Origin of the sequence: Peteryoungia wuzhouensis (genome assembly GCF_003205195.1) — a bacterium.
In the GTDB taxonomy this organism is placed as follows: Bacteria; Pseudomonadota; Alphaproteobacteria; order Rhizobiales; family Rhizobiaceae; genus Allorhizobium; species Allorhizobium wuzhouense.
The window spans coordinates 180939-204305 of the sequence record NZ_QJRY01000006.1; the positions used below are offsets into that span (position 1 = coordinate 180939).

Genomic DNA, 23367 nt, shown 5'->3' on the forward strand with positions numbered 1-23367 from the left:
CTGACCGAAACGCATCGTGCCTGCGGAGGCTTTCGCTTGTCGTGCGCCACGGTGGGAGTGCTTTGGGGAGAACGGCATGCAGAAAATCGCTTTGGAGGCCCCCGTTCAGACCCCATCCGCGACGTGGCGTAGCGCTTCGCAGCCGTTGGTCGACAAGGTGGTGTTTTGGCTTGCGGCCACCACTGTCGGCACAAGCTTCGCCTTCATGGTCTTTCCGATGATCGATCAGACAGTAGCGCGCTGGTTTGTGAAAGGCGGAACCTTCTTCCTATCTGATCATCCCTTCCTCAAGGCGGTTAGGGACCTCAGCCGGCAGAGCTTGTACTGCATCATCATTGCGATGGTGGTTCTCATTTGTCTCCACTTTGTACTCCCGAGACGCCGCTGGTTCTGCCGACCACACAAGCCGCTCTTTGTTCTCCTCAGCTTCATGGTTGGCCCGGTCGCGATCGTTGAGGCACTGAAAGCGCTAATTGGGCGAGCCCGCCCCCGGGATTTGCTCGAGTTCGGTGGCCATGCGGATTTCACTCCCGTTTGGCAATTCGCGGCGGCCTGCACGCGCAACTGCTCCTTCCCGTCCGGAGAGGCGGCTGGAGCCGCCGCTGCCCTGTCGCTCGTGGTTCTCGTCGCATCACCTTATCGTGCCGTCGTCGCTGCAATCACAGCGCCATGCCTTGTCTTCATCGCATTCAATCGGGTGCTGTTCGGCGCGCATTTCCTCTCCGACGTGATGCTTGGCTGGCTCCTCACGCTTCTGGCAATGGCGCTGATTTGGCGATGTGTTGAGGGGCGCTCAGCTGCCATTGACGACTTCTTTGCCAGAGACAGGCCGTCTCATCCGAGTGCTGGAGCAGGCCAACCTTGAAACCCAAACGACCCGAAACAATTCAATCAGGAAAGACGACGCCATGAGCACAATCATCATCGAAAAATTCGTCGACGGAATCTGCGTCGAAGAACTGCAGGTTCCTGCGGGGCCAGTGCAGTTTCTGGCCGGTCTCCTGCCTCGCAAAGCGCGCGAAGAATTGCTGCGTCATGGGCTTGATATTGAAGGTCTGCTGAAAGATCCGGCTGCATTCGACACGCCACAATGGCTGGACGTCGAGGAAAAGCAGGTCGCCAAGCGCGTTCGAATTTCGCGTCGCGATTAGGCAAGAACCGGCTTCTCACCGCTCGAATTCCGTTTCGGCACCAAGCCGGGCCAAGTGGCAAAATCGCGCCGACTTCGGAAATTCACCGTTGTGGGCGCGAAAGCCTCAACGGCCATGGCCGTAGTCAGGTCGATCTCTGGCATGGATAACCCTGCTGTCCGGATGCAGTCAGACAGCCCAACAAGCGTCGATGCGGGCCCCGTCATAAAGTCAGACGTTGGAGACCCGAACGGGCTGTACTCGGAGCGCAGCACCAGGCAGGCTCGATACCCGCTGTGATGTGCCCCTTCTTGGTTACAGCGGCTTTAGCAACATCTAGGTTGTAACTGCGCGGAGATAGTTGTGACGCCAAGGCATCGCCGCCTTACATGCTGCGGCCCCCACTCATTTTCGATCGGCTTCAAAAGCGGACCGATCATCAAGTGCATGAAGGCGGCTTTAAAACCGCTGTTGGAATACCCCTTGCGAGGTGCGCGCATGCGAATGTCGGACGCAGGGAGATGCCATCGTGTGTGAGGTTGCTACCGCTGTCTCAGGTCAGTCCACTCCTGTACGGTTACCTGTGGTGTTTCGCCGAAGCGAGTTTCTTACAAGTCTCTGTGCAATCCGGCCCCTGAGCTCAAACCATGCCGAGATCAGCGAAGGAGGCATGCAGCGCCTGGTCTGCCGACGACAGCCGCTCGGCTGCGAAGTTGTGCTGATGCCAGTATGGGTAGATGTATGGCGGGCGGCTTGTCAGGTTGAGCCGAGATAGCTCTTCTTGAGAAAGCTTGAGACTGGCGGCTGCGATATTGTCGCGAAACTGTTTCTCGTCGAGGCCGCCAACCACAAGTGTTGAAATCGCAGGGCGGGACAGTGTCCAGGCGAGGTTCACCTGCGCGACCGACACGCCTCGTTCCGTCGCAATTTCTTCGAGCACATCAACAATGGTCCAAAGGCGCTCTTGATCGCGGATCGGCGGTTCACTCCAACCTTGCGCCTGTCGCGACTGCTCCGGAGCCTTGTTGCGCCCGAATGCGCCGGAGAGAAGCCCTGCGGCCAAGGGGCTCCAGACCATTACGCCCAGGCCCTGGTCGACCGAAAGCGGGAGCAGTTCGTATTCCGCCTCTCGTGCCTCAAGTGTGTAATGGATCTGCTGTGTGACAAACCGCGGCAATCCCTTGGCGTCCGAGGTGTGGAGAGCCTTCATGACGTGCCAGCCGGAATAGTTCGAGCAGCCGATGTAGCGGATTTTGCCTTGTTGGCGCAGCGTATCCAGTGCCTCCAGGGTTTCATCGAGAGGTGTCAGGCCATCCCATTCATGCATGAAGTAGATGTCGATATAGTCACGCTTCAACCGTTTAAGTGATCGCTCGCATTCGCGAATGATGTGAAAGCGAGAGGCGCCTTCGTCGTTGGGACCGTCGCCGATCTTCATGCGCGCCTTGGATGAAATCAGCACATCATTGCGCTTCGTTCCCAGCGCTTCGCCGAGTATTTCCTCCGATCGTCCGAGCGAATACATATTTGCCGTATCGAAGAGATTGACGCCGAGTTCGATGCAACTGTCGATCAGGCGCTGCGCTTCCACGACTCCCTGGTTGGCAACCTTGGCAAATCCCCCGACCCCTCCGAACGAAAACGTGCCCATGGATATCGCCGATACCTTGAGACCCGAACGTCCCAGAAATCTGTATTCCATTCTCTCCTCCTCGAAATCAGTCAACCGACATGCGCGATAGGCGCAGCACTTGAGCGATATAGTCCATGCCGAGTTCGGGACTCGTCAGGTAGGGCCGATGCAGTGGCCCTTCGTGAAGCGCGCGCGCCATGGATGCCTGGGCAAGAACCACAAGTTCGACTTCGCCGGACAGCGCCTCGTAATCCTTGCGGACGCGCTCGTCATGGCCTTCACGATTGCCTTCGCGCAGGCAGGAAAATGCACCGGCAGAGAGCCGCGATATGAATTTGCAATGGCGGCGCATTCGTTCCGCCGTGCTTTGGAGCAGTCGAGCGGTTGGATCGAGCGTGGTGGGTAAAGTTGCAAGGATGCCGATCGTTGAAGCCTGCACAACCGCCCTTTCCGCCATGCCCCTGTCAATCCGATAAAGCGGCGTCGCGGTTCTTGCGGCCAGTTGATCTACGGCCTCGCCAAGTGTCGAGCACGTGACAATGATCGCACTGCTCCCAACGTTTGTCGCCGCCTGAACATGGCGTTCAAGGTCGCTGAAAACCTTCTGGTCCACCCGACCGTTCGCGATGGTTTGTGCCAGCAGATTCTCATCTATGGTGGATGCGATTTCCCAGCCGGCAAGTCTTTCCGAGGCCAGCGATGCGAACATGGGCTCCAATGCCGAGACGGTGTGGATGAAGGTCAGCTTGCGGACCGGGGTCATCGGCCTGGAAGCTGTCATTCTGCGGGCAGTTCGATCTTCGGCACACGATTTCTGCTGCGCTGCACGAGTTTTTCGTGGCTTCCGCGTAGAACCAGATCTGCTCCGACCAGGATCTTTACGGCTGGCTGGGACTCGGTCGAATGGATGAGGTCATCGAGAATGGTGACGGCAAGATAGCCAATCTTTCGTTTTGACACCTCGATCGTCGTCAGGCCGGGATCCATCGTGGCACTCTGAGGCAGGTTGTCAAAGCCGATAATTGAGACATCTTCGGGGATTTTCGGCCCGTGCTCTCGCAATGCACGGATGAAACCGTAGGCAATGATGTCATTGGTGCAGAAATAACATTCAGCCAGATCAAGTCCATCTGCCAGCAATTGCCGGGTGTCGCTGTAAGCGCCGTCATATGTCGATTCCACCGAGAGGATATCGGCCTCATCCACCGTCAGGCCTAGCCGTCCCATGTTCTTGAAAAAGGCATCCCGCCGAAGTTTGAAATTCGTGGTTTCCACATGCGAGGCAACAAAGCCGATCCGCCTGAAGCCTTGTTGATGAAAGCGGGACAGTACCTTGAAGACAGCATCCTCGTTGTTCATATTGACAAAATTGGCGTCGACGACATCGAAGAACGTATCGATGAACACTGTCGGGTATCCAAGTCCCTGGATCAACCTGATGTCAGCTTCAGTCAATTCTGTACCAAGTGCAACGACACCCGAGATGGGAGCGCCAGCAAGCGATTCCGCAACGGAACTGATCGGCTGGCCTTCAAAGCTGACCACCTCGAGGGTGTAGTTCCGTCTGGTCGCCTCGGCTGACATTCCATCGATGTAGTCCGAAATGAACACGCTATGGTCGCGGTTCACCGTATGGCCATGCTTTGCGATTTTCAGGAAGCGCAGCGTCTCGCCAGGTTCGGCGGAGGACTTGTTTGTCCGCGGAACGTAATTGAGGCTTGCCACCGCTTCCAGCACCTTGGCCCGCGTCACGCCCGAGATGTCACCCTTCCCATTCAGTACCAGAGACACGGTTGCAGCAGATACGCCGGCGGCCTCCGCAATGTCTCTTATCGTGAGATTTTTGCCGTTCTTCATCACTGTTCCGAATGCTGCATCTGCGAGATAATTTACTAAACAATTTGGCGGTCAATCAGCATGTTTAAGGCAAATAGGATGCGTTCGCAACGAGAATTGCGTTCAAAATAGGCCTTGCCAGCGGGTTTCTGCTTTGTTACCGTTTAGTGAAGTCGTAAACTGTTCACTAAACATTGGAGGAGACCATGCGGGGAACCGGCGGCCAATTCGTGATGCTTGTCGTCATGAGCGCCCTGCTGCTTGTTGCTGGAGTGCTGATCTCCGGCGGCTCCTTCCTGTCGCTGTTCAATCTGCAATCGATGGCGGGTCAGGTGCCTGAAATCGGGTTATTGGCCATAGGGGTGATGCTTGCGATGTGTGCCGGCAATGGCGGCATTGATCTGTCGGGGATTGCGCTTGCCAATCTGTCGGGCGTGGTCTCTGCGGTGCTGATGGTGTCTTTGTTGGGGCCGGCCTCCGATCCAGCCACGTTCAGCATCGGTTTCATGGTTGGCTGCCTGCTGGTCGGGCTGGTTGGTGGTCTCTTCAACGGGATCTTGATTGCCCGCTATTCCATCACGCCGATCCTTTGCACGCTTGGCACGCAGATGGCATTCATGGGCCTTGCGATCGTTGTCTCTCAAGGCCGCGCCGTCACCGTCGGCAGTCCGGCGATACTCTGGAGCCTCGGCAACGATATGCTGTTTGGCATACCGATCAGTTTCGTCATCTTCGTGGTCGTTGCTACGCTTATTGGCGCCGTGTTGAAGTTCACGCCTTTCGGCCTATGGCTGATGTTGATGGGGACGAACCCTAAGGCTGCGACTTTCGCCGGATTTCCGAAGAATGGTGTCGTCCTAACGACCTATGCCTTGTCCGGAACGCTGTCGGGTCTGGCTGGTATCATAATCGCGGCCCGCAACGTCAATGTGAAGTTCGACTATGGCAGCTCCTATCTGCTGATCGCCATCTTGATCGCGGTCATGGCAGGTGTTCGCCCTGAAGGTGGCTACGGCCGTGTCGTCTGCGTGGTTTTAAGTGCGGTCGCGCTTCAGCTGATGTCGAGCCTGCTCAACTTTGGCGGTCTTTCCAATTTTGTCCGGGATTTCGCCTGGGGAGCACTGTTGCTCACCTTTCTGGCGGTTGGACGCTACGACGTGATCGGCTTTTTTGCTCCGATGCGTCGCCCTGAAGATCCTTCGGCGTCTGTCCCTCAATCGCCGAAGTAACAAATCGAGGGAAAACTTGTGGAGGAAAGCATGAACTCGTTTGCCAGGAAAATGATGCTCGGCACCGCACTTGCAGCCGTCGCGCTTGGAGGCTCGGTCGGAGTGCTGGTCGCGCAGGACAAGCCTGTGATCGCGACAGTGGTCAAGATCAGCGGTATCCCGTGGTTCGACCGCATGAACACCGGTGTGGTTGCCTTCCAGGAAGCCAATCCGGATGTAGTCGCAAGCCAGAGCGGTCCGGCGACTGCCGACTCTGCCCAGCAGCTGCAGATCGTCAACGATCTGGTGGCCAAGGGCGTGAATGCTCTCGCGGTCGTTCCGATGGATCCGGCCGTGCTCGAAGGCACGCTGCAGCGGGCCATGGAACGTGGCATCATCGTTGTCACCCACGAGGCCGACAACCAGATCAATACAAACGCCAATGTCGAAGCATTCGATAACGCTGATTATGGTGCCGCGTTGAACGAGCGCCTTGCGGAATGCATGGGCAAGGAAGGTAAGTGGACGACATTTGTCGGGTCGCTCGGCAGCCGTACGCACATGCAGTGGGTCGGGGCCGGCGAAGAAAATGCCAAGAAGTATCCCGGCATGGAGCTTGTCGATGCGAACAACGAGTCCTTCGACGATGCAAATGGGACCTATGAAAAGGCCAAGGAAATCCTGCGCAAGCATCCTGACATCAAGGGTTTCCAGACTTCCGCCGGCAATGACGTCCTCGGCGTTGGCCGGGCCATCGATGAAGCAGGTCTGAGCGGCAAAGTCTGCCTGGTTGGCACGGGTCTTCCGAACCCTTCGGCCGATCTTCTTGAATCCGGCGCAATCACCGCAATCGGCTTCTGGGATCCCCAGAAAGCTGGCATGGCAATGAACACGATCGCCAAGCTCCTGCTCGAAAAGAAGGAGCTCACCGATGGCATGGATCTCGGTGTGCCCGGCTATGAAAAGGTGACCGTGAAGCAGGGCGCCGGCAAGGGCTTGCTGGTGGTCGGTAACGGCATGGTTCTCGCCGACAAGGCTACCTACAAGGACTTCCTGTTCTGATCCTCCCGATCAGCCCCGTGACCGGAGGGAAGATCTTCCGGTCACGCCACCGCAGCATGAACACGTCTGCGGAAAAAATGAGGATCGTGTGCCCGTGATAGCAATGCAGACCAATATTGAGCAGCCGGCAGAGCTGCTGCGATTGAACAATATCCAGAAGTGGTTTGGCGGTGTGCACGCGCTTCGGGGCATCAACCTGACGCTTGCTCGCGGTCAGGTCTATCACCTTCTGGGTGAAAACGGTTGCGGCAAAAGCACTGTTATCAAGATCATGTCAGGTGCCCATCCACCGTCTGCGGGTGAGATCATTTTGGAAGGCAAGAGCTTTCCAGCGCTTACCCCCATTCAGTCGCTTTCGGCTGGTATCGAGACAGTCTACCAGGATCTTTCGCTCCTGCCCAATATGACGGTCGCCGAAAATGTCGCGCTGACCGAGCAGCTCGTGTCTGCGGGCGGGCGGCTTGCGCGTATCTTCAGGCGTAGCCAGATGCATGAAACGGCGGCACGTGCGCTTGCTGCCGTCGGCCTGCCCACCGACCGAGGCTTCCTGCAGGAGATCGTTTCTGACCTGCCGCTTGCAACCCGCCAACTGGTGGCGATCGCTCGAGCCATCGCAACGCGGGCAAAGCTCGTGATCATGGACGAGCCTACGACGTCCCTGACGAGACGTGAAGTCGACAATCTGATTGCAGTGGTCGAGCGCCTGCGTGCCGAAGGTGTGACCGTGCTTTTCGTCACCCATAAGCTCGAAGAGTGCTACCGGATCGGTGGAAACGCCATCGTTTTCCGTGATGGGCAGTGTGTGGCCCAAGGCCCGATCGCCGACTTTACCAAGGGCGATCTGGCAGAATTGATGACCGGAAGGCAGATTACTGCAACTCGGTATCGCGAGACACGTCCGGGCGGTCAAGTCTTCTTCGAAATCGACCATTTGCAGACCGACAATGTCGAAGATGTTTCACTCGCCGTGCGAAGCGGCGAAATTCTCGGTATCACCGGTCTTGCGGATTCCGGTCGCAACGAGCTTGCCATGGCACTTGCAGGTGTCATGCCGACCGGGCGGGGCAAGATGCTGATCGACGGGAAAGAGATCAGGCTGAACTCACCCTCTGACGCCATCCAGTACGGTATCGGATATGTCCCGGAGGATCGCCTCGCCGAGGGACTGTTTCTAGACAAGTCCATTCTCGACAACGAGATCGCCCTGACCGTCCGGGATCTGACCAATGCCATCGGTGTCATTGACCGCGATCGGGCGAGGGCCCTCGCCGACGACCTGTCTGCTCAAATGCGCCTCAATACAAAGAATATTGACCTTCCTGTCGGCTCGCTCTCTGGCGGGAACCAGCAACGCGTTCTGATTGGACGCTGGCTCAGCATCCGCCCCAGGCTTTTGATCCTGCACGGCCCGACGGTTGGAGTCGATGTCGGTTCGAAGGATACCATTTATCGGGTCATCCAATCTCTTTCCGCCTCGGGCATGGGGTTGATTATCGTCAGTGATGATCTGCCGGAACTCCTGCAGAACGCCGACAGGATCATCGTCATGAACGGTGGCCAGATCGTCTCGGAATTCGATGCGGAGAAAGCGTCTGAGGACGACCTCTACCGGGCAATGTTGGGCAGTGCAAAGGGGGCCGAATAATGAATGCAATTAAAGCCGAGGCGGCCCCTTCTTCGACGCCCGAAAGAACTTATGGATTGGGTTCTCTGATACGCCGGCGCCCCGAGACGATTACCTTCGCTCTGCTCGTGACCATCTGTGTTGCGGTCTCGATCGCCAATCCGGCCTTTCTGCAGCCTTCGACTCTGATCGATATCGGTCGCTCAAGCGTCGTGATGGGACTTTTTGCACTCGGCGTCTTCGTCATTCTGGCGGCGGGAGGCATCGATGTCTCGTTCACTGCCATTGCCGCCTTCACGATGTATTCGGTGACCCTTTTGGTGCAAACCCATCTGCCCGGGTTGCCGATCTTGGTGATCATCCTGATCGCGATGGCAGGCGGTGTTTTTCTCGGCATCATCAACGGGCTCCTTGTTCACCATCTGCGGGTGCCCTCGCTGATCGTGACGATCGGCACTCAGTATCTGTTTCGGGGTTTTTTGCTCTCCTTCATCGGCACCGTGTGGATCATGTCGTTGCCACCACAAATGGGGGCGTTCGGGCGGATGCCGCTGCTGCAGTTCGAATCCGCCAATGGCGCTTTGATTACCTTGCCTTTCTACTTCCTCGTGCTTCCCGCAGCCGCCATTCTCACCTGGTGGATCCTGAACCGGACCCTGATGGGGCGGGCTATCTTTGCCGTGGGTGGCAATGCCAGCATCGCCGAGCGTCTGGGCTACAGCCTGCGCACGGTGCACCTGTTCCTTTTCGGTTATGCGGGAGCATTGGCAGGCCTTGCAGGTGTCATTCATGTCTGCGCCAACCGTCAGGCGAATCCATTTGATCTTGTTGGAACGGAAATCAACGTGATTGCGGCCGTCGTTCTCGGTGGAGCCCGGATCACAGGTGGAACCGGCACGGTTCTCGGCACGATTCTCGGCGTCTTGCTGATCGTCGTCATCAACAGCGTTCTGGTGCTGGTCGGGATCCCGAGCACCTGGCAGCGACTGGTCGTCGGCAGTTTCATCCTGCTCGCAGCTGCCTTCTTCGTCACGCGACAGCGCAAAAAGTAACAGTGGAGGATAAAGTGAAGAAATTTCTCAACGATCCGGTCGATTTCGTCGACGAAATGCTCGAGGGCATTTACGCGGCACATCCTATGGTCACTTACGCGAATGGCGACCTGCGCTGCCTCGTCACGGCAAAACCGAAGGCGGGCAAGGTCGGACTGACCACCGGTGGAGGCTCGGGCCATCTGCCGACGTTCCTCGGTTTTGTAGGCGACGGCATGCTCGACGGAGCAGCCGTTGGTGGTGTCTTCCAGTCCCCCAGTGCAGAGCAGATGTACCAGGTGACGAAGGCCGTCGATCAGGGCGCAGGGGTCCTCTACATCTACGGCAACTATTCTGGTGACATCATCAACTTCGACATGGCCGCCGAACTTGCAGATCTTGATGGCATCGCCGTTAAGCAGGTCGTTGGAAATGACGACGTCGCCTCCTCAGTCGTCGGAGAGGAACACAAGCGCCGTGGCGTTGCAGGTATCTTTTTCATCTACAAGGCGGCAGGTGCAGCGGCGGCGGAAGGCCTATCGCTCGACGAGGTATCGAGGATTGCCGACAAGGCACGACTGAAGAGCCGGACCATGGGGGTCGCACTTTCAAGTTGCGTCGTGCCGGAAATCGGTCACGCCACCTTTTCCATCGGCGAGGACGAAATGGAAATCGGTATGGGTATCCATGGCGAACCCGGTATCAGCCGCAAGAAACTCGCTCCGGCAGACGCGGTCGTCGATGAGATGATGGACCGTATCTTCAATGAAACCGACTATAAACCGGGTGACGACGTCGCCGTCCTCGTGAACGGGCTCGGTGGTACACCGCTTGAGGAACTCTATATCCTGTTTCGTCGGGTCCGCCAGCTCCTCGACTCGCGCGGCGTCACGGCCAAGCATGTCTGGATCGGCGAGTTCGCCACCTCGATGGAAATGGCGGGCGCCTCTGTCTCGATCCTGCATCTGGATGCAGAACTCGACCGCCTGATGGCCGCTCCAGCCAACACGCCATTCTTCAAGCATATTACGGGATAATGCCATGAGCCTTGCAAAACTGGATGCGGGCCACCTGATCGCCCTGTTTCAAAGCTGGCAGCAACTCTTTGCCGAGCAACGCGAATTTCTGATCGCTCTTGACGGTAAGGTCGGTGATAGCGATCTCGGGATCACGATGGCCAAATCTTTTGCCGCAGCTGCCGAAGCGGTTGCCGCTGAAGGCCGGGACGTCGGGCTGTCTAAACTTTTGCGTACCGCCGGTGCCACGATGGCGCGGACTGCGCCCTCGACGATGGGAACGCTCACGGCGACAGGTTTCCTGAGGGCGAGCAAGGCAGTCGAAGGACTGGATGTTCTGGATACAGCTGCTCTTGCTCTGTTCTGGCGGGCCTATACCGATGGGATTGCCGAACGAGGCAAGGCCAAGGTCGGAGACAAGACGCTGCTTGATGTGCTTGATCCGCTCACCAGGGCGCTCGAAGCTGCGGCGGAAACGGGTGACAGTGTTCCTGTCGCGCTTTCTTTGGCTGCCAAGGCTGCAGAAGAAGCACTGGAGGCGACAAAGTCGATGGTGGCCCAGCACGGCAAGGCTGCGGCGTTCCAGGAAAAGACTGTGGGATTGCAGGATGCCGGCGCAACCGTTGGATTTTTCCTCGTCAGGCGCATGGCCGAATTCGTCGAGAGCCACTGAGGCTACGCCGCCGCCCGCAGGCTTGAACTCATCGGCGTCGATGCCGAGCACCGGTATTTGGCCCTCCCGGCTAGACCATTCGAGAGTCTATGCTGGTAGCCGGCGCGTGGCGTGGTCACGGCGCCGGCATCATTTTTGAGACGATATGTTAACTGCTGGTGCTGGGGCAGGCCGCTCGCGGTTTGACCATTGGAAAAGGCTGAGCACCATAATCATCTGGCACGAAGCATGGAAGCCTGCTGCCCGACGATATGCGCCGTCAGCGCAACCTGATCGGCGGGACTGGTGGATTGAGGCCATCAACCCGACGGGCTGGCGACCACGGAACACGCCTGTCGGAACCCGAAGCGTGGCCTGATATGCAAAATTATCGGCCACTTCCGACATTCCTTGCTTTCTCCATCCATGACAGCTTCCAGGCATCGGAAATCAGCAGAGTAACTTCCATGCTTCAGGACAACTGCGACCGCCCAACGGACGGGCCCAAGATCTCGACGCAGATCGACTTCATCTATCTTTCCGAACCGGACATGATCCGAGCCGGAGTTGCCGATATGGCGGCATGTGTCGATACCATGGAAGAGATGTTCGGCCTGCTTCATCAGGGCGACTATCGCATGGCGGGCGCCAACAACAATTCGCATGGCTCGGTGATCATTTTCCCTGAAAATTCACCCTTTCCAGACATGCCCAAAGCCACGCCGGACCGTCGGTTCATGGCAATGCCGGCCTATCTGGGCGGCAGCTTCCGGACAGCAGGCATGAAGTGGTACGGCTCGAATATCGCGAACCGCGACAAGGGGCTGCCGCGCTCCATCCTGATGTTCGTGCTCAATGACGCCGATACTGGCGCGCCACTGGCCTTCATGTCAGCCAACCTGCTTTCGGCCTATCGGACCGGCGCGGTCCCAGGCGTTGGCGCTCGACACTTGGCTCGCAAGGATTCCCGTGTCGTCGGCATTCTCGGGCCAGGTGTCATGGCGAAAACCTCCCTTTCCGCCTTCATGGCAGTCTGCCCGCAGATCGACACAGTGAAGGTTAAGGGTCGCGGCCAGAAGAACCTCAATGCATTCCTTAAATGGCTTGGCGATACATTCCCCCAGATCACCAATGTTTCGGTCGTCGACAGTGTCGAAGAGGTGGTGCGCAATTCCGACATCGTAACCTTTTGCAGTTCCGGCGCCACCGGCGACCCGTCGACCTATCCCTTGATTGTCAGGGAATGGATCAATCCGGGTACCTTCCTTGCCATGCCGGCACTCTGCAATGTCGACGAGGGCATGCACGCGCCTGAGATCCGCAAGGTTCTCGACAATACGGGACTCTACGAGGCCTGGTATGAGGAAAATCCCAAGCCGGTGCACAACTCGATTCCTGCTGTCGGTATCAAGTTCATGGATCTCATCTCCGAAGGAAAGATGTCTCCGGATCAGCTCGAAGACCTGGGCAAGATCGTTGCCGGCGAGGCCCCCGGCCGCAATAACCATGAAGAAATCATCATCATGTCGGTGGGAGGCATGCCGGTGGAGGACGTCGCCTGGGGCACGGTCGTCTATCGAAATGCTCTCGAGAAGGGGATCGGCGTCAAGCTGAACCTTTGGGATACACCAACCCTCCGCTGAGGAAGTTCCGGCGCAAAGTGCGCGCTTCGTCCATCCCATCAAACTGTTGCAGAAAGCACACCAGAAACAATGACCGATGTCATCAAAGTCAAAACCGGCTCAAGTTTTGAGGAACGCGGCAGCTATTCTCGCCTCGTTGCTGTCGACAATCTCATCTTCGTGTCCAACACCGCAGGCCGTAATCCCCACACGAAGTTGATATCCGATGATCTTGCAGAACAGACGCTTCAGGCTCTTTCGAACATTGAAGGCGCCTTAGCGGCGGTTGGGGCAAGCCTTGAGGACGTGGTTGCCGCGCGGGTTTTCGTCCAGTTTCCGGAACATATCGAGACGATCATGGCGGCTTATGCCGAGAGGATGCATGGCATCAACCCGACACTGACGATGACCTGCCCACCCCTTGGGTCCACCGAATACAAGGTGGAGATCGAAGTCACCGCCTATCGCGGTGCGTCGAAGGCCAAGGTTACGGAAATGGTGATCTCCCTGGCCGGTTGAGACCGCGCGAGCACGGCCTTGGTCGCCAGACTGAGGTCTTACGCCAAATCCCATCGTGATTGAGGAAGACTGCCTTGGCCCCCGTCATAGTTCCCGTTCAAACCTCTCCGGATTTTCCCGAAAAGACGACGGTTGTCGTGATCGGTGGCGGCATAGTTGGCCTCACAGCAGCCCTTACACTCGCCGAACGAGGGGTTCCCGTTGTCGTGCTTGAGAAGGGCCGCATCGCCGCAGAACAGTCGTCGCGCAATCTTGGCTGGATCAGAAAGACGTCGCGCGACAAGGTCGATGTTCCGCTGGCGCTGGCATCCGACGCGCTTTGGGCGGAGATGCCAAAGCGAACAGGCACCGATGTCGGTTATCGCCAGGCTGGCATCATGTATGTTGCGCGCACAGATGACGAAATGGCCGGGCATGAGCGATGGATCAAGTCAGTGGAGGGGCTGTCGCTGGATTCTAGGCTTTTGAGCCCCGCCGAGATCGCCCGGCTGGCTCCCGGTGGCAGAGGGACATGGGTGGGTGGCATCTATACCGCATCCGACGGCAGGGCCGAACCGACACTCGTCTCCAGCGCCATCGCGTCCGCCGCCATTGCAAGAGGCGCCGTCATTGTCGAGCAATGCGCCGTTCGGACGCTCTCGATGGCAGCCGGCCGGATTGCTGGCGTCGTCACGGAACGCGGCGAAATTCGCTGCGAACAGGTATTGTTGGCTGGCGGTCTGTGGTCGCGCCGCTTTCTCGGCAATCTGGGTGTTGCGCTGCCGACGCTGCCCCTGGTCGCCTCCGTTTTCCGAACCTCGCCCATGGACGGCCCAACAGATATCGCGGTGGGCGGTCCCGATTTCTCCTTCCGCAAGCGGCTCGACGGCGGCTACACGATCACCCAGAGAGGGGCGCTGTTTGCGCCGCTGACGCTGGACCATCTGCTGATAGGCCATAAATATCTGCCGACCCTGATCGCACAGTGGAAAAATGTACGAATTTCCGTCGGCAGAGATCTTGTCCGGGACCTGTCGCTGGGCCGCCGCTGGACCGCATCCGACCGTTCTCCTTTCGAGAACACGCGCATCATGGATCCTCCCGTCATTCCGGCACTCAATGCCGAAGCACAGCACAATCTCGAAGCCGCATGGCCTGTCTTCAAGGGGGCCGTCGTCCGGCAGAGCTGGGCCGGCATGATCGACGTGACTCCCGATTCCATGCCGGTGATTTCGCCGGTGACGAAGATCCCTGGATTGACCCTCGCTTCAGGATTTTCTGGGCACGGATTCGGCACGTCGCCGGCGGCCGGCCAGCTCGCGGCAGATCTTGTGACCGCCAGCACGCCGATCCTCGATCCGTCTCCCTATAGTCTTGATCGTTTCACCGGCTGACACGAGGCGAGGTGCTTAAGGACCAGTCTCCGCCGGATCAGGCAACGCGGTCCTCCCCCGCCGCTTCGTTCGACGCAATCCGGGTGTGAAGCTTTTGGAGGCCGCAGACACATGCCCGCAACTCATCCGGCTGCAGCTGAGAGACAAATTGCGAATAGATGCCGTTGATCGCGGGGGCGATCTCCTGAAGCTTCTTCCTGCCGCGGCTCGTCAGGGCGACAGTGCGAACCCGCTGGTCCTTGTCAGAGATTTTTCGAACGACGTGACCGGCATTGACCAGTGTTTCGATCACTCGGCTTGCGCCGGACTGCTCTATCAAGGACAGGGCTGCCACTTCATTGACCGTCATTTGCCCGTGAGCATGCAGCGATGACATGATCCTCAGCATGGGTTCCGTCCAGCCATGCGCCTGCAAGACCTGACCTTGAATGGTGGACCATTCCCGCGCCAGCCGGTTCAGCTGATACGGGAGATAATTCTCCATCTGATCCCTGTCATTGAAAGGGAAAATCGGAGACGGTTTCTCCGACTGATCAGTCTTTGATGTCATCGGCTATATCACCAGATTGCTTGTCCCGGCCGCTCCCTGTGGAAAGCGACCTTAGCCCTTCAGTCAACATGTCGATCTGAGCCGAACTTTGAGAAGCCATGGCGCGGGAGACGACCTCTCTATGCACTGCAAGCGCTGCCTCGAAGGTCGCGCGACCGTGCTCGGTCAGGTAAGCGCGAAACGACCGCCTATCGGTTTGCGCATTTTCCTTTCCAAGAAGACCATCCTTGCCGAGGCGGGCAATGAGGCCCGAGACATTCCCGTTGCTGACCCTCAGCTTTCTCGACAGCTCGCCCAGCGCAAGGCCTTCCGGATACCGATAAAGGTGCGAAAGCACATCGAATTTTGGCACTGAAAGGCCAAATTGATCCGCCAAGGCTGTGTTGAGGTCGGTATAGATAACCCTGTGAACATTCAGAATCTGAAGCCAGAGCCTGGTCTCAACAACATGTCTCTGCACTTTGCCTTCACTGCCGGCATCGTTCAGCTGTCCGTTGATTTTGTTGTCAGTCCGCACCGATTGTTCTCTGTGTCTGGCTTTCGCTGAAGGTCACATCTACTCTCTGGCGGTGTGCGAGTAAACAATGAGCGCCTCGCGAATGTCGTCCGGGATCTCGATGGACTGGTGTGTGGCAAGCGATGTCACGACGGTGACGAACTCTCCTCTCAAGGCCTCCTTATCGCCCTTGAGCGCATGAAGGACGAGCGTATAGGACTTGGCTCCAATCCGCTTCACTGTGACGAAAACCTCGATTTCATCGCCCATCATGCAAGGGGAGAAGAAGGTCGATGCAGCCATGCCATAACCGAGCCCAGTCCTACGGGGGCCAAGGATATCGTAATAGTCGATGCCGAGGCACTCGCAGAACCATGCTTCGATGGCCTGGTTGAAAACATCGAAGAATTTCGGCGTGTAGACGATGCCGGCCGGGTCGCATTGTCCATGCCGAAAGACAAATTTCGCGGACCACAGATGCGGGGGAACGTCTGCCCGTGTAATCGGCTCGGGCTTTTGTGCCGCCGTGCTGGTTGTGATGATGTTCATGGCTTTCAAACTCTTCAGCGGATCGTTTCAATGGTCTTGACGACGCCGTCCAGCGATTCATGAGATGAATCCTTGACTGCGCTGGTGAGAAGGAGCCCTGCCCACATTGCCGCATCTTCGCGATCCGCAATCTGCAATGTCGATCGCATAACTTTGTCAAATTTGGATAGGCTTCTTTCGTGCGTGTCGGAGTAGCCTTTGATTAGCCGCCGGAACTTGAGGATCTCCACGGCCAGCGCATAGTTTGATGTGAGAGTGCGCGAGGCCGCCGCGAGCCAATCATCGCGATGGCGCATCTCCGCCTGATAGCGTAGCGACATTCGGCGGGTGAACCGCAGGCTGCCGAGCAGGTAGAGTATTGAAAACCACCGCAGCGAATAGGTTTTCACCTTTCGTCCCTTGTTGATGCGCCGGTCTGCCCATGCGTAAAGCTTATGGTGGCGCGAAATCCACCGTGCCAGACCAACCGGCAGCGCAGAGACGAACTCCTCCATGCGCGGATGCATGTATTCGGTCGTTTGGATTATCTTTTCGGCATCTACACCGAGTTCTTTCCTGATCCTCTCGCGGCGTGCCGAGCGGATCTTCGAGCGAGCGACGCGGATCATGTCGTCATAGACCATAGCGTTGGCCAGATACTTGGCGGCCTGGACCGTGAAAGCAAAATTTTGTCCTTCTCCTCCGGCGACGATATCCCGCTGGTGGAGATCGATCAGAAGGTCGATATATTCGCTGCCGTACCTGATGTCCTGGAAATCCACGACCTTCTTCAGGCCCAGAAATGTCATTGCGTGTGCCGGTGGCGCGAGCGAGGTTCGGATCTGCTGCAGGAGCGCATTGGCGCGCGGATTCTGCAAATGCTCGGGCAAGACTATATCGGTTGCCGAATCTGTCGCCGTTGTCGCCGGCTTGAGTTCAGGATGCAGCGCCCGATCGAACGCGGCGTCGAATGTGGCGATACTTGCCTCAACGCCTTTCCCGCCGAAGCGAATGACCTTGCGGTAGGTCTCACGTGCGAAGGGCAGGGCGCCGGAGGCGGCGAGCGCGCCGAAGAGCGCGGCAGAAATCACGCTCCCATTTTCCACCGCGACCGCATTCATGTCGAAGATGATTTCGTGGTGGGCGGCGACATGGACAGCATCCGTCACGGCGCCGCTGTCGGCGACACTTTCTCCCGGCGCCATTTTCTCGGTGATCGCAAGGGCGCGGTGGTTAGAGGCGATCAGCGTGGTTCGATCCGGGGTGACGATGCCGCGAAGAATGGAGCGGCCCGCTTCCATATATTCTGACGCGATGACCACATCGACATCGCCGGGTGTCGGCATCTGGGCCAGGATCGGATAGCGACCATCCTCTCCCATCTGCATCATCTCGACATAATAGATGGTCGCGCCCGTGCGCTGGGCGACCCCGGGCACGGAGGTCGATTGCGCGACCCAACCATGCTCTTCGCCAAGTGCGACCACCCAGTCGGTCAGGACGCCGCCGCCCTGGCCGCCCATCGCGACGATTGCAATCGATATCGGCCGCTCGGTCGCCGGACCCACGGGCTTCAGGTCGAGCTTGACGGTATCATCTTTCAACATCTCAAACCTCGAAACTGATGGCCAAGCGGTCCTGCCGCCTTTGCAGGAAACGGATAACGGGCGCGGTCAGTCTCTCTTTCAGCCTGTCCCAGCGCGTTGGATTGTGGATGACATCGGCCTGATAGAATGAAGGGCAGAGAACAGCCGCATCGGCCACCTCTCCGCAATTTCCACAGGCCACGCAGGTATTGTCGATCGAAGCGACTGGATCGTCGCGCAGGGGATCGTCCAGCTGCTTGATGGACAGCGACGGACAGCCGGAAAGCCGTATGCAGGCATGGTCGCCGGTGCAGACCTCTTCATCTACGCCGAAACGCGCCGTCACAGTGCGCGCGCCGCCCTTGATGGCCTTGGTCACTTTCGGCTTTTCCCGGCGCTGCTTGTTCAGCATGCATTCCGAGGAGGCGACAATGATCTTCGGCCCCTCTTCGGTTGTCGTCAGGGCTTCCTTCAAAAGTGCCTTCATCTTCGGAACATCATATGTTCGGTCGATCTGACGCACCCAGGTTGCACCAATGCCGCGCACGGCATCGACAATGGAATTCTTCGTCTTCCGACGCTTGTTGAAAGCGCGGGAGGACAGAATGTCCTGCCCGCCTGTCGCCGACGAATAGAAATTGTCGACGATCAGGAAAACACCATCGTGCTTGTTGAAAACCGCGTTGCCGATGCCGCTGGTCAATCCGTTGTGCCAGAAGCCGCCGTCGCCCATGATCGCGATGGACCGCTTTGCGCCCTTGACGTTAAAGGCCGAGGCCGAGGCCGCTCCCAGACCGAAGCCCATCGTGGTGGCGCCGATGTTGAAAGGCGGCAGGATCGAAAACAGGTGGCAACCGATATCGGCCGACACATGATGTGTGCCCAGTTCCTCATCGACCAGCTTCATGGCCGCAAAGATCGGCCGTTCGGGACAGCCTGTGCAAAGTCCCGGCGGACGTGCGGGAACGACGTCCTTCAGCCTTGCAATCGCGGGCTGGATAAGAAGGGGTTCCGCGACGGGCTTTGGTGGCCGGTTGCCCAACTGTTGCGGGTCGAAATCACTGAGGAAGTTCTCGACACCGGCCGTCAGGACTGCGGCGGTATAGTCGCCACCGATCGGAAGATAGTCCTTGCCACGGACCTTTGCGGCGGCGGAACTGCGCGCCAGGACGGTCGTGATCGACTGCTCGATATAATTCGGCTGGCCTTCCTCAACCACGAGAACCGCATCCAGCCCATCACAGAATTCCTCCACTTCCGTTGTGATAGTCGGATAGCCGACATTCATCACGTAGATCGGAATCCGTGTCTTGCCATAGGCGTCGCTGAGGCCGAGGAACTGGAGCGCCCGGATGAGGCTGTTATACATGCCGCCTTGCGTGATGATCCCGGTCTTGCCCGTCCGTTCACCGAAGAACTCGTTCAGTTTGTTGGCGCGAATGAATTCGATCGCTGAGGGCATGCGATGCCTGATCTTTTCCTGCTCGTGCTCATAGGCGGCAGGCGGCAGCACAATCCGGCTCAGGTCACGCTTTGGGTTGTTGAGCGCATCGGCGATGGTGAATTCGGGCCGCTTGTTGTCCTTTGCAACGAAACTGCCCGTCATGTGGCACGAGCGAACACGCACCTGCAGCATCACGGGCGTGTTCGAAACTTCCGATAGTTCAAATCCCTTCTCGATCAGATTGACGATACAGGCATGTTCCGGACGTGGATCAAGGAGCCACATCTGAGATTTCATTGCGAAGGCATGCGTTCGCTCCTGCATGATGGACGAGCCTTCGCCGTAATCTTCGCCGATGATCACCATCGTTCCGCCTGTGACGCCGCCTGATGCAAGGTTTGCGAGCGCATCCGATGCCACATTGGTACCGACTGTTGATTTCCAGGCGACAGCCCCCCGCAGCGGATACATGACTGAGGCCGAGAGCATTGCCGCAGCCGTCGCTTCGTTGGCAGAACTCTGAAAGTTCACCCCCAACTCATCGAGAATGTCATTCGCGTCCGCGAGGACGTCCATGAGATGCGAGATGGGCGAGCCCTGATAGCCGCCGACATAGGATACACCCGACTGCAACAATGCCTTCGTGATGGCAAGAATGCCCTCCCCACGAAAGATATCGCCGTCGCCGAGCCGTAAATGTTCCACTTCCTTGGCAAAAGAACGTTCAGCCATGATCGCCTCCAAAAAAATATATGGCATTGCATAACTTTATATGTAAACTAATTCAAGTCGGACAACGCGGCAGAATAAAAAGCTTCGATCGGCCGGCGAACGGAGGTGGACGGCTCTGGTGGTTTTAAGCGCCGACGCCGGGGTTTGTGGCGGATGTGGAGCGTCGCCTCCCATTCAGCGCAAGCCACATCAAAACGCGTGGACTGGAGGCCTAATGCTACCCGACAAGGATTTTCCGATTTTCACGGCAGCCGCGGTGCAAGCCAGCCCAGTTTTCCTGGATGCGGAAAGGACGGCACAAAAGGCGGCCAGCCTCGTCGCCGAGGCTGCCGGGAACGGAGCGCGACTCGTCGTCTTTCCGGAAGTCTTCATTCCGGCCTATCCCTACTGGAGCTGGATTACCGATCCGCTGACAGGAAGCACTTGGTTCGAGCGACTTGTTCGCGCCTCCGTCTTTCTGCCCGGTCCCGAGATAGAGATCGTCTGCGCTGCGGCCGCAGCCACCAACGCGTATGTCGTGATCGGCGTCAACGAGCGGAGCGCGGTCTCTCTTGGCACGCTCTACAACACACTGGTCTTCATCGGCCCCAACGGAAAAATCATCGGCAAGCATCGCAAGCTCGTGCCCACCTGGGCCGAGAAGCTGACCTGGGCCGGCGGCGACGGCTCCAGTCTCAAGGTTTACGACACAGAGATCGGTCCTCTTGGCGGCCTTGCATGCGGTGAGAACACCAACACGCTGGCACGCTTCACGCTTCTGGCGCAAGGAGAATTGATACACGCCGCGAGCTACATTTCGCTTCCTGTGGCGCCTCCCGACTACGATATGGCTGAAGCGATCAAGCTGCGCGGGCAATCTCACAGCTTCGAGGGCAAGGTCTTCACCATTGTCTCAACGTCTACGATTTCCGAGCAGATCATCAGGGAGATGGAGAAGGTCAGGCCGGATGCACGGGCTCTGCTGGAGCGCAAGTCCAGTGCCTTCTCCGGCATCATCGGCCCGGACGGGCGGGTGTTGGGAGATCCCCTGATCGACGACGAGGGCATCGTCTATGCCGAAATCGACCTGAGGCGATGCATCCAACCCAAGCAGATGCACGACATCGTCGGTCACTACAATCGCTTCGACGTGTTCCAGCTTCATGTGAACCAGACCCCTCTGCCGCCCGTCGCATTGTGCTCCCGGGGCGAGGCTGCGGAAGGCTCCGAGCCGCCTCAACAACAGCCTGCATCCGAAACGCTGCACCTCTAATCCACGAAAGGAAGTGACCATGCCCAATACAGCACAAAATGATGACATTCTCGGCCGTGCCCGCGTCCGTGACAATGCCGAGCTTGAGGCCTATTACGATGACCTAGCCGAACTGGACACCGGCGCCCTTTGGACGGTGGCAAACTCGATCGAGCCATGGCAGCCGACGCCGAGTTCTGCCCCGATCCTCTGGAAGAATGCAGATCTCCGCAGCCAGGTATTGCGTGCCATCGATCTCGTCCGTCCGGAAGATGCAGGACGCCGGGTCGTTTATCTGCGCAATCCCAAGCGGCGCGACGTGAGCGCCGCCTGCGGTTGGCTCTTTTCCGGCATCCAGGTCATGAAGCCTGGCGAACGCGCCGGTGCGCACAAGCATGCGGCCTCCGCCCTTCGCTTCATCATGGAAGGCAAGGGCGCCTACACGATCGTCGACGGCCACAAGGTCGAACTGGAGGGCCGCGACTTCGTCATCACGCCGAACGGCACCTGGCACGAGCACGGCATCGCCCAAGACGGCGAGATCTGCATGTGGCAGGACGGTCTCGACATTCCGCTTACCAATGCGCTGGAGGCCAATTTCTACGCCGTGCATCCGGACGACTACCAGACCGTGACGCTGCCGCTGAACGACAGCCCGCTGACCTATGGCAGCCCCGGCCTGCGGCCGGAACTCGACAAGTGGGACAAGCCTTATTCGCCGCTTCTCAAGTTCGCTTGGCAGCCGACCTACGAAGCGCTCGTCAAGTATTCCAAGGTCACCGACGGCTCACCCTATGACGGCGTGATCATGCGCTACGTGAACCCTGTCACCGGCGATGACCCGATGCTGACGATGGGCGCCAACATGCAGTTGCTGCGGCCGAACGAGCACACGCAGGCTCACCGGCATACCGGCAACATCATCTACCAGGTCGCGAAGGGCGAAGGCTATTCCATCATCAACGGCCAGCGCTTTGACTGGAAGGAAAAGGACATCTTCTGCGTCCCGACCTGGATGTGGCACGAGCACTGCAACACGCAGGTCGGCGACGACGCATGCCTGTTTTCTTTCAACGACCTGCCGACCATGCGCAAGCTTGGCTTCTATGCCGAGCAGGCCTTGGTCGACAACGACGGTCACCAGATTCTTTCGTCCAACTGATCGAGATAATACTCATGAGACTTGTCACATATCGTCTGACGGCGGCATCCGAAGGACGCCTCGGCATCGTACATGGCGGCCTTGTCATTGATGTCGAAAAGCTCGGCGCGACGACCGGCACGCGCTTTCCCGCAACCATGCTCGACCTCATCGACCAGGGGCCGGACGCGTTGGCGGCCCTTGACCGGGCGCTGAAGGAAACCGACGGCAAACGCGCGCCGGGAATTGCCGTGCCTGTCGAAAACGCCCGGATGCTGGCGCCCATCCCGCGTCCGCGCAAGAACATCTTCGGTATCGGGCTGAATTATGTCGAGCATGTCGCGGAATCCGCCCGCACGCTCGACACGTCCAAGGACCTGCCGACGAAGCCGGTGGTCTTTTCAAAGCCGACGACTTCAATCATCGCGGATGGCGAGCCGATCCAGCACAATGCGGCGATGACGCAGCAGCTCGACTGGGAAGTCGAACTTGCCGTCATCATCGGCAAGCGGGCAACACGCATTCGTGTGGAAGACGCAATGAGCCACGTCTTCGGCTATTCGGTCATCAACGACGTGTCGGCCCGCGACAACCGCCGCGCGGGTCAGTGGATCTTCTCCAAGGGACAAGACAGCTATTGCCCCTTCGGCCCGGCCATCGTCACGGCCGACGAGATACCGGATCCGCATAATCTCACCCTCTGGCTCAAGAAAAACGGCGAGGAAAAGCAGCGCTCCAACACAAAGCACCTGCTCTTCAACATCCCGACGCTCATTGCCGATATCTCGTCTGGCATTTCGCTGGAGCCGGGCGACATCATCGCCACCGGCACGCCTGCTGGCGTTGGCGCGGGGCGTGATCCGCAAGAATGGATGTGGCCGGGTGATGTGATCGAATGCGGCGTCGATGGGATCGGCGTGCTGCGCAATCCAGTCGTGAAGATCGGAGAATGA

The 23367-nt window shown here is 58.3% G+C and carries 23 protein-coding genes; 14 read left to right on the top strand and 9 right to left on the bottom strand.

Translation table 11 applies throughout. The features are described from left to right. The first annotated feature begins 76 nt into the window (after positions 1-76). Together DMY87_RS16675 and DMY87_RS16680 are read left to right on the top strand one after the other, a co-directional pair. On the top strand, positions 77-865 hold the full coding sequence (locus tag DMY87_RS16675; protein WP_205908182.1) for a phosphatase PAP2 family protein: 789 nt from the start codon (positions 77-79) through the stop codon (positions 863-865). A 43-nt stretch (positions 866-908) separates the two neighbouring features. After that, positions 909-1151: a hypothetical protein gene (locus DMY87_RS16680; protein WP_110792773.1), complete on the top strand. Its 243-nt coding sequence runs from the start codon at positions 909-911 to the stop codon at positions 1149-1151. Here the strand turns inward: DMY87_RS16680 and DMY87_RS24220 are convergent. From DMY87_RS24220 to DMY87_RS16700, 4 genes are all read right to left on the bottom strand, one after another. Then, positions 1148-1357 carry a transposase gene (locus tag DMY87_RS24220; RefSeq protein WP_342588662.1) on the bottom strand — a complete coding sequence of 70 codons (210 nt, stop codon included), beginning with the start codon at positions 1355-1357 and terminating at the stop codon, positions 1148-1150. The two genes, DMY87_RS16680 and DMY87_RS24220, sit on opposite strands and share 4 nt — an antisense overlap. Before the next feature lie 413 nt (positions 1358-1770). After that, entirely contained in the window at positions 1771-2832 is a 1062-nt protein-coding gene (locus DMY87_RS16690) for an aldo/keto reductase (protein ID WP_110792775.1), read from the bottom strand. Positions 2833-2848: 16 nt separating this feature from the next. After that, positions 2849-3526, bottom strand: coding sequence for an aspartate/glutamate racemase family protein (locus tag DMY87_RS16695; protein WP_110792776.1), 678 nt, complete (start codon positions 3524-3526; stop codon positions 2849-2851). A 14-nt stretch (positions 3527-3540) separates the two neighbouring features. Beyond that, positions 3541-4620, bottom strand: coding sequence for a LacI family DNA-binding transcriptional regulator (locus tag DMY87_RS16700; protein ID WP_110792777.1), 1080 nt, complete (start codon positions 4618-4620; stop codon positions 3541-3543). A gap of 185 nt (positions 4621-4805) precedes the next feature. Between DMY87_RS16700 and DMY87_RS16705 the strand changes: the two genes are divergently transcribed. The 9 genes from DMY87_RS16705 to DMY87_RS16745 all read left to right on the top strand — a co-directional run bounded on the left by DMY87_RS16705 (position 4806) and on the right by DMY87_RS16745 (position 14706). Continuing rightward, positions 4806-5828, top strand: a complete 1023-nt coding sequence (locus DMY87_RS16705; RefSeq protein WP_110792778.1) for an ABC transporter permease — start codon at positions 4806-4808, stop codon at positions 5826-5828. 30 nt (positions 5829-5858) lie between these two features. Then, positions 5859-6869, top strand: coding sequence for a substrate-binding domain-containing protein (locus DMY87_RS16710; RefSeq protein ID WP_110792779.1), 1011 nt, complete (start codon positions 5859-5861; stop codon positions 6867-6869). A gap of 103 nt (positions 6870-6972) precedes the next feature. Next, complete coding sequence (locus DMY87_RS16715; protein ID WP_110792780.1) at positions 6973-8514, top strand: sugar ABC transporter ATP-binding protein; 1542 nt, start codon at positions 6973-6975, stop codon at positions 8512-8514. After that, the gene (locus DMY87_RS16720; RefSeq protein ID WP_110792781.1) at positions 8514-9545 is read left to right on the top strand and encodes an ABC transporter permease; all 1032 of its coding nucleotides are present in this window, start codon (positions 8514-8516) and stop codon (positions 9543-9545) included. Before DMY87_RS16715 ends, DMY87_RS16720 begins: the two co-directional genes overlap by 1 nt. 14 nt (positions 9546-9559) lie before the next feature. Next, a complete protein-coding gene (locus DMY87_RS16725) occupies positions 9560-10561 on the top strand; it encodes a dihydroxyacetone kinase subunit DhaK (protein ID WP_110792782.1) in 1002 nt (333 codons plus the stop codon). A 4-nt stretch (positions 10562-10565) separates the two neighbouring features. Continuing rightward, on the top strand, positions 10566-11213 hold the full coding sequence (locus DMY87_RS16730) for a dihydroxyacetone kinase family protein (RefSeq protein ID WP_110792783.1): 648 nt from the start codon (positions 10566-10568) through the stop codon (positions 11211-11213). 446 nt (positions 11214-11659) lie between these two features. Next, positions 11660-12835, top strand: a complete 1176-nt coding sequence (locus DMY87_RS16735; protein WP_110792784.1) for an ornithine cyclodeaminase family protein — start codon at positions 11660-11662, stop codon at positions 12833-12835. Positions 12836-12904: 69 nt separating this feature from the next. Then, positions 12905-13333: a Rid family hydrolase gene (locus tag DMY87_RS16740; RefSeq protein ID WP_110792785.1), complete on the top strand. Its 429-nt coding sequence runs from the start codon at positions 12905-12907 to the stop codon at positions 13331-13333. A gap of 74 nt (positions 13334-13407) precedes the next feature. Then, positions 13408-14706, top strand: coding sequence for an NAD(P)/FAD-dependent oxidoreductase (locus DMY87_RS16745; protein ID WP_110792786.1), 1299 nt, complete (start codon positions 13408-13410; stop codon positions 14704-14706). 37 nt (positions 14707-14743) lie between these two features. Here the strand turns inward: DMY87_RS16745 and DMY87_RS16750 are convergent, their stop codons facing one another. The 5 genes from DMY87_RS16750 to DMY87_RS16770 are packed head-to-tail and all read right to left on the bottom strand — an operon-like array spanning position 14744 to position 20042. Next, positions 14744-15190 carry a MarR family winged helix-turn-helix transcriptional regulator gene (locus DMY87_RS16750; RefSeq protein WP_165826288.1) on the bottom strand — a complete coding sequence of 149 codons (447 nt, stop codon included), beginning with the start codon at positions 15188-15190 and terminating at the stop codon, positions 14744-14746. Positions 15191-15239: 49 nt separating this feature from the next. Beyond that, on the bottom strand, positions 15240-15773 hold the full coding sequence (locus DMY87_RS16755; protein WP_110792788.1) for a MarR family winged helix-turn-helix transcriptional regulator: 534 nt from the start codon (positions 15771-15773) through the stop codon (positions 15240-15242). 39 nt (positions 15774-15812) lie between these two features. Continuing rightward, positions 15813-16301, bottom strand: a complete 489-nt coding sequence (locus tag DMY87_RS16760) for an acyl-CoA thioesterase (RefSeq protein WP_110792789.1) — start codon at positions 16299-16301, stop codon at positions 15813-15815. A 14-nt stretch (positions 16302-16315) separates the two neighbouring features. After that, a complete protein-coding gene (locus DMY87_RS16765) occupies positions 16316-17887 on the bottom strand; it encodes an indolepyruvate oxidoreductase subunit beta family protein (RefSeq protein ID WP_205908183.1) in 1572 nt (523 codons plus the stop codon). 1 nt (position 17888) lies between these two features. Further along, positions 17889-20042 (bottom strand): thiamine pyrophosphate-dependent enzyme, encoded by a 2154-nt coding sequence (locus tag DMY87_RS16770; RefSeq protein WP_110792790.1) that lies wholly within the window; start codon positions 20040-20042, stop codon positions 17889-17891. A gap of 118 nt (positions 20043-20160) precedes the next feature. On the opposite strand from DMY87_RS16770, the gene DMY87_RS16775 reads away from it, so the two are divergent. The 3 genes from DMY87_RS16775 to DMY87_RS16785 are packed head-to-tail and all read left to right on the top strand — an operon-like array spanning position 20161 to position 23367. Further along, complete coding sequence (locus tag DMY87_RS16775) at positions 20161-21294, top strand: carbon-nitrogen hydrolase family protein (protein WP_245408951.1); 1134 nt, start codon at positions 20161-20163, stop codon at positions 21292-21294. A 19-nt stretch (positions 21295-21313) separates the two neighbouring features. Continuing rightward, positions 21314-22435 (top strand): cupin domain-containing protein, encoded by a 1122-nt coding sequence (locus tag DMY87_RS16780; RefSeq protein WP_110792792.1) that lies wholly within the window; start codon positions 21314-21316, stop codon positions 22433-22435. 14 nt (positions 22436-22449) lie between these two features. Further along, the gene (locus DMY87_RS16785) at positions 22450-23367 is read left to right on the top strand and encodes a fumarylacetoacetate hydrolase family protein (protein WP_110792793.1); all 918 of its coding nucleotides are present in this window, start codon (positions 22450-22452) and stop codon (positions 23365-23367) included.